Origin of the sequence: Streptomyces sp. 8K308, from assembly GCF_004348315.1 — a bacterium.
In the GTDB taxonomy this organism is placed as follows: domain Bacteria; phylum Actinomycetota; class Actinomycetes; order Streptomycetales; family Streptomycetaceae; genus Streptomyces.
Window position 1 is genome coordinate 1 of record NZ_SMKC01000245.1, and the last position, 11,051, is coordinate 11,051.

The following is an 11,051-nucleotide window of genomic DNA, read 5'->3' on the forward strand; positions in this document are numbered from 1 at the left end:
GACCAGCGGGGTGGCGTTCTGCGGGGCGTCGGTGAGGGTGACGGTGAGGCCTTGCCCGGCCAGCTCGGTGAGGCCGGCCTCCTCGGTGAGCTCGTCGAGTCGCCGGCGGTCGGCGGGGTCGACGGTGCTGTCGCGGCCGGCGAGCGCCTCGACCTGGGCCCGCAGGTCGGCGGTGGCGGACTCCAGGCCCTCGTTCTGCCGGGCGCGCTCCCTGATGAGGTCGGACATCTGAAGCAGGGAGTCGTCGGTGCGGATGTTGTTGCCCTGGGAGACCTGGAAGCTGAGCCAGAAGAGGAGGCCGGCGAGCCCGAAGACCGCGACCGTGCCAAGACGTGCCGGGCGAAGGCGAAAGTCGTTCACCGTACCCCTGGTCTCCTTAATCGGCCCTGGACGCACTACGCTAACTGACGATCCCCCCGTTACGCGCCGCGCGCCGAGCGCGATCGACAGGAGAGCCACTCGTGCCGAAGTCCCGGATCCGGAAGAAGAAGGACGACACGTACACCCCGCCGGAGAAGCGGCAGGCGACCAAGATCGACATGGGCGGACGCCGCTGGGTCGCACCGTTGATGTTGGCGATGTTCGCGATCGGCCTGGCCTGGATCGTGCTGTACTACATCACGCGGGCGGATCTGCCGATCGAGGCGCTCGGCAACTGGAACATCGTGGTCGGTTTCGGGTTCATCGCGCTGGGGTTCGTGGTCTCCACCCAGTGGAAGTAGCGGGGCGGCGATCGCTTCCCCGGACGTCGCGGGTTATCCACCGAACATCACAAGATCTGTGGATAACCGAGTGCGCACGGGAACGTTCATACGACTTCCGAACGGCCTCCGCGCCCCCGTTCGCCTGCGAAAACGCCGGTTGTCCACAGGTCGCGCCCGATCCGGGCCCGCCTGTGGATAACTCTGCCCGATCCGTCAGGGATATGCGTCAAGCAGCTCGGTCGTCCTGAGCACGCAGGCCACCGCGATCACCGCGATCACCAGGACGCACGTGCCGACCTGAACCAGGGTGCGGCGCTCGCGCGGCGCGTGCACCAGGCCGAGGGTCACCAGGGCGCCGCCGACGAGGCCGCCGATGTGCGCCTCCCAGGCGATGTCCGACCACCAGAACGTGATCAGCAGGTTCACCGCGAGCAGGCCAAGGATCGGCCGCATGTCGTACCGCATCCGCCGGGCGAGCACCGCGGTCGCGCCGAAGAGGCCGAAGATGGCGCCCGAGGCGCCGAGCGAGAGCTGGTTCTGCGGGGCCACCACGTAGAAGAGCGTGGACCCGGCCAGCGCCGAGACCAGGTAGAGCGCGACGAAGCGCACCCGGCCGAGCGCGGCCTCCAGGGGCGGCCCGAGGAACCACAGGCCCATCATGTTGAACGCGATGTGCCAGATCTGCTGGTGCAGGAACGCGGCCGTGAGCATCCGGTACCACTGCCCGTCGGCCACGCCGACCCAGGTGGAGGTGTCCGGGTCTCTCGCGTGACCCAGCATGCCCAGGTCCTCGACCAACCGGTCGCCGCCGACCAGCACGGCCGCGAAGACCGCCAGGTTGATCCCCAGCAGGATCTTGGTGACCAGGCGGGGGTCGGCGGCCACGGTACCGCCGGCCAGCGTGCGCGGGCGGGCGGCGCGGACCGCGGACTGGGCACCGTGCACGCAGTCGGGGCACTGGTAGCCCACGGCCGCCGAGATCATGCACGAGGGGCAGATCGGCCGCTCGCAGCGGGTGCAGCGGATGCCCGTCTCCCGGTCGCCGTGCCGGTAACAGCGCGGCAGACCGGTGGGCTGAGGCGGCTGTCCGTACGGCTGCGCCATGGTGTCCCTTCGCTCCTGCCGGCTCGCGCTTCCGGGCACGGACATGGATCCGGCCCCCTGATCCTACGGACAGGGGGCCGGAATGGTTCCCGGGTGTCGCTTTTCCGCGCCAGTTCAGGGGCCAGCTCAGGCCGGCCGGCTCTCGATGGTGACCGACTCGATGACCACGTCCTGCAGCGGCCGGTCGGTGCGCGGGTTGGTGTCGGTGTTGGCGATCGCGTCCACGATCTTCTTGCCGGCGTCGCTGGTGACCTCGCCGAAGATGGTGTGCTTGCCGGTCAGCCAGGTGGTCGGGGCCACGGTGATGAAGAACTGCGAGCCGTTGGTGCCGGGGCCGGCGTTGGCCATGGCCAGCAGGTAGGGGCGGGTGAAGGCGAGGTCGGGGTGGATCTCGTCCCCGAACTTGTAGCCGGGGCCGCCCGTGCCGTTGCCCAGCGGGTCGCCGCCCTGGATCATGAAGCCGCTGATGACGCGGTGGAAGACGGTGCCGTCGTAGAGCCTGTCGGTGGTCCTGGCACCCGTCTCCGGGTTGACCCACTCGCGCTCGCCGTTGGCCAGCTCGACGAAGTTCTTGACCGTCTTGGGCGCGTGGTTCGGGAAGAGCAGGACCTCGATCGATCCGAGGTTGGTCTTCAGAGTGGCGTACAGCTGCTCAGCCACGATTTACCTTCCGTCTACGTCAGTGACGTTGCCCGATCCTGCCATGTCCGGGCGACACGCCGTGCCCCCGGATGGCCGTTAGGCGTGCCGGATCGCCCGACAACAGGAATGATTTCCGCACAAGAGGACAAACGCATACGAGGATCGTCAAGAGAGCGCTGCTGAGCAAGGAGGAGAAAACGTGAGCCACAACGGGAGGTCCGGCGTCCGGCATGCGGCCGACCTGATGACGCCGTACGCGGCGGTTGCCAAGCGCAACGCGTCCCGGTACGCCCAGCAGGCCGGCGCCGCCGTCGGTCCACGCGCCCGGTGGGTCGCCGACCAGGCGCGGAACCAGTACACCACCCAGGTCGCGCCCCGGATGGGCCGCGCGATGGCCTCGGCCGGGCCCGCCGGTCGGCAGGCGGCCGCCAGGTCGCAGGCGGCGCTGGCGGTCCTGCGCGGCGAGGTCACCCCGGGCGACGTGCGCTCCGCGCTGCGGCGACGGCGGCGCTACCACGCGGCGGCGATGGTGGTCAGGCGTCTCGGGACGGTCGGCCTGGTGGCCGGCGCCGCGTTCGCCGCGTGGAAGTGGTGGCACGGCCAGAACGACCCCGACTGGCTGGCCGAACCGACCCCCGGGACGGAGGTTCTGCCGGAGGCGGACGCGGGCTGAAGGGGCCTGCCGGAGGCGGAGGCCTGATCGGCCGGCCTAGGCCGAGGGCGGCGCGCGACGTCTGTGGCCGGAGTCTGACCGGCACCCCGGCCGCCGGGCGTCCACGGCCTGTTCGGCCGGCCGGCCGGCGGGCGCTGCGGCGTGGGACGTGGCCTGCGCCGGCTCGCTGCCGGAGGGGTGTCGGCGGCCCGAACGCCGAGTGTCCACGGCCTGGCGGCCGGCGGGTCCGGCAGCGTGGGAGATGGGCCTGTGCCGGCTCGTTGCCGGAGGGACGTAGGCGGTTCGGCCCTCGGCCCTCGGCCTCTCGCGGCCGGCAGGCCGGCGGTGCCGGAGCCGCGCAAAGCGTGGGCCCGCGGTGCCCTGACCCGGGAGGGTCAGGGCACCGCGGGCCTCGCGTCGGTGGGAGGGGTCAGCCCTGGCCGAAGATGGTGCCTCCGCCTCCGTCGTCGCCGCCTCCGCCTCCGCCGTCGGCGCCCTGGTTCCCGTTGCCCAGGTCGAAGGTGTTGACCGTGATGGTCGCCCCCTGCTCGGCCTGCTCCCCGGGGCCGGGGGTCGTGGTGGCCACGGTCGCGGTGTCCGTGTCGGGTCCCGCGACCTGGACCTGGAAGCCCGCCTCCGTGAGGATCTGCCTGGCCTCCGGAAGCGGCCGGCCCTGCACGTCGGGCACCTGGACCTGCGGGGGCTGCGTGGCGGACGGCACGGCCACGATCAGCTGCACCACGCCGCCCTCGGCGACCCGCTCGCCACGGCCCGGGTCCTGCGAGATCACCTGGTTCTCGGGGCGGCTGTCGTCCGGCTGCTCGACCCTCGTCGCGGTCAGGCCGATCTGGGCGAGGATCTGGCTGGCCTCGTCGAAGCTCCTGCCGACCACGTCCGGCACCTCGACGCCCTCCGGCTCGACCGCCACCGTGAGGGTGACCGTGGAGCCCGGCTCGGCCTCCTGCTCGCCGGCCGGGTCCTGCTCAAGCACGGTGCCGGGGTCCTCCTCGGTGGTCTCGTCCTCCTCGCGCTCGACCTCGAAGCCGGCCTCCCTCAGCTCTGCCTCGGCGTCCGCGAAGTCGTCGCCGACCACGTCGGGCACCTCGACGGCCTCCGGGCCCTCAGAGATGATCAACGTGACCCGGGAGCCCTCCTCGAGCTCGGTGCCGGCCGGCGGGTTGGTCTCGCAGACCAGGCCCTCGTCCTCCTCGCACGGCTGGCTGTCGCCCTCGACGGCCTCGTAGCGGCCCGCGTTCTGCAGGTCTCTCGTGGCATCATCGACCGAAGACCCGGCCACGTCGGGCACGGTGGCCGAGCTGGGCGGCGGATCGCTGGCGAACAGGGCGCGGCCGATGAAGACGGCGCCGATCAGCACCAGTATCCCGGCGAGCACCAGCAGGATCGTGGAGGTGTTGCGCCGGCGCTGCCGCCGGTCGGCGCGGCCCCCGTACTCGTCGTAGCCGCCGTTGTTGTAGCCGTTGTACCCGGGGTCGCTGGTCGGTGGCATCATCGCGGTCGCCGGGTCGGCGGTGCGCAGCGCGGTGGTGGGCCGGTCGTCGTAGCCGTAGGGGGCGGCCGCCAGGGCGGCGCCGGCCGCGATCGGGCGGCCGTCGAGCGTGGCCTCGATGTCGGCCCGCATCTCGTCCGCGCTCTGGTAGCGGTAGTCCGGGTCCTTGACCAGCGCCTTCAGGACGATGGCGTCGGTGTCGGGGCTGATCTCCGGGTCGAAGGCGCTGGGCGGCTGCGGCTCCTCGCGGACGTGCTGGTAGGCCACGGCCACCGGGGAGTCGCCGATGAACGGGGGGCGCACCGCGAGCAGCTCGTAGAGCAGGCAGCCGGTGGAGTACAGGTCGGAGCGGGCGTCGACCGTCTCGCCCTTGGCCTGCTCGGGGGAGAGGTACTGGGCGGTGCCGATGACCGCGGCCGTCTGCGTCATCGTCATGCCGGCGTCGCCCATCGCGCGGGCGATGCCGAAGTCCATCACCTTGACCTGGCCTGAGCGGGTCAACATGACGTTCGCCGGCTTGATGTCCCGGTGGACGATGCCGTTGCGGTGGGAGTACTCGAGGGCCTGCAGCACCCCGATCGTCATCTCGAGCGCCCGCTCGGGCAGCAGCTTGCGGCCCGAGTGCAGCAGCTCACGCAGCGTTGAGCCGTCGACGTACTCCATCACGATGTAGGGGATGGAGATGCCGTCGACGTAGTCCTCGCCGGTGTCGTAGACGGCGACGATGGCCGGGTGGTTCAGCGAGGCGGCCGACTGGGCCTCGCGGCGGAAGCGGGCCTGGAACGTGGGATCGCGGGCGAGGTCGGCACGGAGCGTCTTGACGGCCACGGTGCGGCCGAGGCGCGTGTCGTGGGCGAGGTAGACCTCGGCCATGCCGCCGCGGCCCAGCACCTGGCCCAGTTCGTACCGCCCGCCGAGGCGACGCGGCTCTTCCATGATTCCTGCCCTCTCCGTTCGGTCCCGGGCCGGCTTCCGGAGCCTGCCGTACTCCGGTGGTCAACCCTCGCTTACGGTACCCGCCGGGATGGGCCCGCCGGACGGCGGTGCTCGGCCGATACGCAACCGGTATCGCAGAGCACCGCGACCGAACACACACGGCCGGTCAAGGGTAGGACGTGTGCCAGGGCCTGTTCGGTTTCCGAGCGGACGTTCATCGAGGAGGGCGCACGGCTTCGCCGGTGGGCACGGATGGACTAGTTCTGGCTGTCGAGCACGGCGCGCATCACGTCGCCCGCGATGGGCGCGGCCAGCTCGGAGCCGGAGATCTGGTCACGGGCGGCCTCGGCGTCCTCCACCACGACGGCCACGGCGACGGGCGACTCGTCGTCCACGATGGCGTAGGAGATGAACCAGGCGAACGGGTTGTTCGCGTTGCCCTCGCCGTTCTGCGCGGTGCCGGTCTTGCCGCCGACCCGGGCGCCGTCGATCGAGGCCGCCTCCCGCGAGGAGCCCTCGCTGACCACGGACTCCATGGCCTCCTGGAGCAGCTGCGCGTTCTCCGAGGAGAGCGGCTGGCTCAGCTCCCTCGGCTCGTGCTGCTCGACGGTGCTGAGGTTGGGGGCCTCGAGGCTCTCCACCATGTACGGCTCCATCAGCGTGCCGTTGTTGGCGACGGCGGCGGCCACCATAGCCATCTGGAGCGGGGTCGCCCGGTTGGACGCCTGGCCGATGCCGGCCTGTGCGTTCTGCGGGGCGTTGTCCTCGGGGTAGACGCTGGCGTCGGCGCGGACCGGGACGAAGTGCTCCTCGTTGAAGCCGAAGTCCTCGGCGGCGCTGATCATCTCCTCGTTGCCGATGTCGTCGCTGAGGCCGGCGAAGACGTTGTTGCAGGAGAGCACCATCGCCTCGCGCAGGCTGACGTTGTCGCAGGCCGCCCCCGCCTGGCTCTCCAGCTCGTGGGTGCTCTCGGGCAGCGGGAACGGGTTCTCGTACTCGGTCTGGGACTCGTCGTCGATGTCGTCGACCAGGCCGTTCTCCAGGGCCGCGGCCGCGGTGACCACCTTGAAGGTGGAGCCGGGCGGGTAGGTGGCCCGCAGCGCCCGGTTGAGCATCGGGTTGTCCGGGTCGTTCTCCTCCTGGAGGGCCGACCACGCCTCCGCGTCGTCCTGGCTGGTGCCGGCGAAGGAGGAGGGGTCGTAGGAGGGGGTGGAGGCCGCGGCGAGGATCGCGCCGGTGCGCGGGTCGATCGCGACCACCGCGCCCTTGGCCGCCTCGTCGCCCTGACCGGCGTTCATCAGACCCTCGTAGGCGGCGCGCTGGGCGGCGGAGTTGAGCGTGGTGACCACGTTGCCGCCGCGCTGGTCCTCGCCGGTGAACATGTCGATCGTGTTGTTGAAGAACAGCCGGTCGTCGCTGCCGGAGAGGATGCCGTCCTCCACGCCCTCGAGGAAGGAGCTGCCGAAGGCCTGGGAGGCGTAGCCGGTGACCGGCGCCCACATCGGGCCGTCCGTGTAGGTGCGCGCGTAGCGGAAGTCGATGTCGTCGGTCTCGACGGAGCCGGTGATCGGCTCGCCGTCGACGATGATGTTGCCGCGCGGGTGCGCGAACTGCTCGATCCTGACCCGACGGTTGTTCTCGTCGCTCGAGAGCTCGTCGGCCTGGACGAACTGCACCCAGTTCACCCGGACGAGCAGGGCGAGGATGAGCAGGCCGCAGAAGACCGCCACCCGGCGCATGGGCTTGTTCATGCTCGAACCACCTGAGTCTGTTCCGCGTCGAGGGAGGGCGCCGGGGCGGGCGCGGGCTTCCTGGCAGTGTCGCTGATCCGCAGTAGGAGGGCGATAAGCGCCCAGTTGGCGATGACCGAGGAACCGCCCTGGGCCAGGAACGGCATGGTCATACCGGTGAGCGGAATCACGCCGGTGACGCCGCCCGCCACCACGAAGACCTGCAGCGCGAAGGCGCCGGACAGGCCCATGGCCAGCAGCTTGCCGAACGGGTCGCGGGCGGCCAGCGCGGTTCGCATGCCGCGCTCGATCAGCAGCGCGTAGAGCAGGATCACGGCCATCATCCCGGCCAGGCCGAGCTCCTCGCCGACCGTCGCCAGGATGTAGTCGCTCTTGGCCGCGATGCCGCCGATCAGTCGGGAGAAGCCCTGGCCGAGGCCGGAGCCGAACAGGCCCCCAGAGCCGAAGGCGTACATGACCTGGGCGGTCTCGGTGACGCCGCCGTTGGCGCCGAGGGCCAGCGGGTCGAGCCAGTTGTCGACGCGGTCGCCGACGTGCGCGTTGGTGGAGGCCACGAAGACCGCGCCGCTGGCGGAGAGCAGCAGGCCGAAGAGGATCCAGCTGGTGCGCTCGGTGGCCACGTAGAGCATGACCACGAAGGCGCCGAAGAACAGCAGCGAGGTGCCGAGGTCGGTCTCGAAGATCAGGATCATCAGGCTGATCGCCCAGACCACCAGGATCGGGCCGAGGTCCCGGCCGCGCGGCAGGTAGATCCCCATGACCCGGCGGCTGGCGAGCGCCAGCGCGTCCCGCTTGACCATGAGGTAGCCGGCGAAGAAGACGACGATCACGATCTTGGCGAACTCGCCCGGCTGGAGTGAGCCGAGGCCGGGCAGCCTGACCCAGATCCGGGCGCCGTTCACGGTGGCGCCGATCCCCGGGATCATCGGCGAGATCAGCAGCAGCAGCGCCACCACCATCGAGATGTAGGTGTAGCGCTGGAGGATCCGGTGGTCCTTGAGCAGGATCAGTACGCCGAGGAAGAGGGCGAGGCCCACCGTGGACCACATCAGCTGGCCCGAGGCCATCGGGCCGCCGAGCGCGTCGGTGGTGAGCGTCGGCTCCTGGTCGAGGCGCCAGATCAGCACCAGGCCGAGGCCGTTGAGCAGGGTGGCGATCGGCAGCATCAGCGGGTCGGCGTACGGCGCCCAGCGGCGCACCACGAGGTGTGCGACGCCCGCCATCAGGCCGAGGCCGAGCCCGTAGCCCAGCATGCCGGCCGGCAGCGACTCGTCCTTGGCGAGCCCGACGTTGGCGTAGGCCAGGACCGGGATGACCACCGCGAACACGAGCATCGCCAACTCGGTGTTCCGCCGGCTCGGTGGGCCGGCGGTGGAGACTGTGGTGTTGCTAGTGCTGCTCATCGTCGTGTCGTCTCTGCTCGTCTGACCGTCGCTTGACGCCGTGGAAGCCGGCTGTGTGGTGCCCGGGCTAGGTGGTGCACTGCCTGGCGAGCTCTTGCTGCTCCTCGGTCATGGTCGGGGTCTCGGGGGCGGGCGCCTGCCCATCGGGGTCGGTCTTCCCGTCGTCGCCGCTGCTCGCGTCGTCCTGCTGCTGTTCGGCCTCGCGCTGCTCGCCGAGCAGCCGGCAGGCCTCGGCCTGGTCGGACAGCTCCGTGATGCGCGTCTCTGCGGCGCCGAGGCTGTCGGCCGAGATGGTGCCCTCGACCTGCTCGCGCTTGTAGGTCGGCAGCAGGTCGAGACGGATGTCGGGGTAGTCTTCCTCGACGCTGCTCAGGCTGAGCGGCCCGAGCTGCTGGCTGATGCCCTGGTAGAGGGCGACGTGGTCGCCGTTGGCAGCGATGTAGTACTGGGTCTGGGTCCAGCGGTAGCCGGCGTAGAGACCGCCGCCGACCACGGCGAGGGCCAGCACGATCAGGGCCGACCGCTTCCAGGCCCGGCCGCGCTTGGACGGCAGGTACTCCTCGTCGGTGAACGCGCCGAAGACGCCGGTGGGTGGTCCCGGCACGGCGGGCGGGGCCGGCGGGCGGCCGAGCTCGGCGGCGCGGGCGGCCGGGGTGCGCGGGGTCTCGCCGGTGGACTGGGCCTGGACCTCGGCGACGGCGCCCACGATCTGCGGGGCGTCGTAGAGCTGGCGGGCGAGCGTGTCGCCGACCTGGACGTCGACGTCGAGGACGTCGGCGACGATGCAGGTCACATTGTCAGGGCCGCCGCCGCGCAGCGCGAGCTCGATCAGCTCGCGCACGGTGTCGTGCGGCGGGTGGAAGGTGCCGAGCGTGTCGCGCAGGGTGTCGGCGCTGACGACGCCGGAGAGGCCGTCGGAACAGACCAGGTAGCGGTCGCCAGGCCGGACCTCGCGGATGGAAAGGTCGGCCTCGATGTGGTCGGCGCTGCCGAGGGCGCGCATCAGCAGCGAGCGCTGCGGGTGGGTGGTGGCCTCCTCCTCGGTGATCCGGCCCTCGTCCACCAGGCGCTGCACCCAGGTGTGGTCCTGGGTGATCTGGGTGAGCTCGCCGTCCCGCAGCAGGTAGGCGCGTGAGTCGCCGACGTGCACGACGCCGAGGCGTTGACCCGTCCAGAGCAGGGCGGTGAGCGTGGTGCCCATGCCGTCAAGCCTCGGGTCCTCATGGACCATGGCGCGCAGCTGGCTGTTGGCGCGCTGCACGGAGGCGTCGAGGGAGGTGAGGATGTCGGAGCCCGGGATGTCGTCGTCGAGCTGGACCAGGGTCGAGATCACCTCGGAGCTCGCGACCTCGCCCGCGGCCTGGCCGCCCATGCCGTCGGCGATCGCCAACAGCCGGGGGCCGGCGTAGCCGGAGTCCTCGTTGTGGTCGCGGATCATCCCGACATGGGATCCGGCGGCGAATCTCAGTGACAGGCTCATGCGCGCCTCGCCCACCCTCCGGTCGTCATGTGTCGGCCTACTTCCGCAGCTCGATGACCGTCTTGCCGATCCGGATCGGCGCGCCGAGCGGGATCGGCACCGGCGTGGTCAGCCGACCTCGGTCCAGGTAGGTGCCGTTGGTCGAGCCGAGGTCCTCCACGATCCACTGGCCGTCCCGGTCGGGGTAGATCCTGGCGTGCCGGCCCGACGCGTAGTCGTCGTCCAGCACGATGGTCGAGTCATGTGCCCGGCCGAGCGTAATGGTCTGCCCCTGGAGGGCGACAGTGGTGCCGGCGAGGGATCCCTCGGTGACGACCAGCTTGGTGGGGGCGCCGCGGCGCTGCCGGCCGCCGCGCGGCGGCGGGGCCCCGCGCCGGCTCTGTGGCGGGGCCTGGGCCGGCTGCGGCTCCGGGCGGCGGGCGACCGGCCGCTGGGTGACGCGGGTGCCGAAGAGGTCGCTGCGGATCACCTGGACGGCCACGATGACGAACAGCCACAGGACGGCCAGGAAGCCCAGCCTCATGACCGTCAGGGTCAGCTCTGACATTGCCCCCCGCTTTACCCTTCGGCTTGCCGGTAGATGACTGTGGTGCTGCCCACGACGATGCGTGAACCGTCGCGGAGCGTAGCGCGTTTGGTGTGCTGCCCGTCCACCACGATGCCGTTGGTGGAACCGAGGTCACGCACGGTGGCCGGCTCGGTGGCCTGGATCTCGCAGTGCCTGCGGGAGACGCCCGGGTCGTCCACCCGCACGTCGGCCTCGGTGCTGCGGCCGATGACCAGGGTGGGTCGGGCGATCTGGTGCCGGGTGCCGTTGATCTCGATCCAGCGGCGGACGCGGCCGCCGGCCGGCTGCCCGAAGGGTGGCGGGG

General features: G+C 71.2%; 10 protein-coding genes and 1 pseudogene. 2 read left to right on the forward strand and 9 right to left on the reverse strand.

Going from position 1 to position 11,051, the window contains the following annotated elements; all coding sequences use genetic code 11:
- A pseudogene (locus tag E1265_RS26270) lies at positions 1 to 360 on the reverse strand (hypothetical protein); the annotation flags it as partial.
- A gap of 101 nt (positions 361 to 461) precedes the next feature.
- Between E1265_RS26270 and crgA the strand changes: the two are divergent.
- Positions 462 to 722 (forward strand): cell division protein CrgA, encoded by a 261-nt coding sequence (gene crgA, locus E1265_RS26275; protein ID WP_132933489.1) that lies wholly within the window; start codon positions 462 to 464, stop codon positions 720 to 722.
- Between the two features lie 195 nt (positions 723 to 917).
- On the opposite strand, the gene E1265_RS26280 is transcribed toward crgA, so the two are convergent.
- On the reverse strand, positions 918 to 1,808 hold the full coding sequence (locus E1265_RS26280) for a rhomboid family intramembrane serine protease (protein WP_132933490.1): 891 nt from the start codon (positions 1,806 to 1,808) through the stop codon (positions 918 to 920).
- Positions 1,809 to 1,934: 126 nt separating this feature from the next.
- Positions 1,935 to 2,468, reverse strand: coding sequence for a peptidylprolyl isomerase (locus tag E1265_RS26285; protein ID WP_132933491.1), 534 nt, complete (start codon positions 2,466 to 2,468; stop codon positions 1,935 to 1,937).
- 181 nt (positions 2,469 to 2,649) lie between these two features.
- Between E1265_RS26285 and E1265_RS26290 the strand changes: the two genes are divergently transcribed.
- The gene (locus tag E1265_RS26290) at positions 2,650 to 3,123 is read left to right on the forward strand and encodes a DUF5324 family protein (protein WP_132933492.1); all 474 of its coding nucleotides are present in this window, start codon (positions 2,650 to 2,652) and stop codon (positions 3,121 to 3,123) included.
- Between the two features lie 409 nt (positions 3,124 to 3,532).
- Here the strand turns inward: E1265_RS26290 and pknB are convergent, their stop codons facing one another.
- From pknB to E1265_RS26320, 6 genes are all read right to left on the reverse strand, one after another.
- Complete coding sequence (pknB, locus tag E1265_RS26295) at positions 3,533 to 5,545, reverse strand: Stk1 family PASTA domain-containing Ser/Thr kinase (protein WP_132933493.1); 2,013 nt, start codon at positions 5,543 to 5,545, stop codon at positions 3,533 to 3,535.
- 257 nt (positions 5,546 to 5,802) lie between these two features.
- Positions 5,803 to 7,296 carry a penicillin-binding transpeptidase domain-containing protein gene (locus tag E1265_RS26300; RefSeq protein ID WP_132933494.1) on the reverse strand — a complete coding sequence of 498 codons (1,494 nt, stop codon included), beginning with the start codon at positions 7,294 to 7,296 and terminating at the stop codon, positions 5,803 to 5,805.
- Positions 7,293 to 8,699, reverse strand: coding sequence for an FtsW/RodA/SpoVE family cell cycle protein (locus tag E1265_RS26305; protein ID WP_132933495.1), 1,407 nt, complete (start codon positions 8,697 to 8,699; stop codon positions 7,293 to 7,295). The genes E1265_RS26300 and E1265_RS26305 overlap by 4 nt, the downstream gene beginning before the upstream one ends.
- A 67-nt stretch (positions 8,700 to 8,766) precedes the next feature.
- The gene (locus E1265_RS26310) at positions 8,767 to 10,179 is read right to left on the reverse strand and encodes a PP2C family serine/threonine-protein phosphatase (RefSeq protein WP_132933496.1); all 1,413 of its coding nucleotides are present in this window, start codon (positions 10,177 to 10,179) and stop codon (positions 8,767 to 8,769) included.
- A 37-nt stretch (positions 10,180 to 10,216) separates the two neighbouring features.
- Entirely contained in the window at positions 10,217 to 10,726 is a 510-nt protein-coding gene (locus E1265_RS26315; protein ID WP_132933497.1) for an FHA domain-containing protein, read from the reverse strand.
- An 11-nt stretch (positions 10,727 to 10,737) separates the two neighbouring features.
- Positions 10,738 to 11,051 (reverse strand): FHA domain-containing protein (locus tag E1265_RS26320; RefSeq protein ID WP_132933498.1); only part of this gene is annotated, 314 nt, incomplete at its 5' end.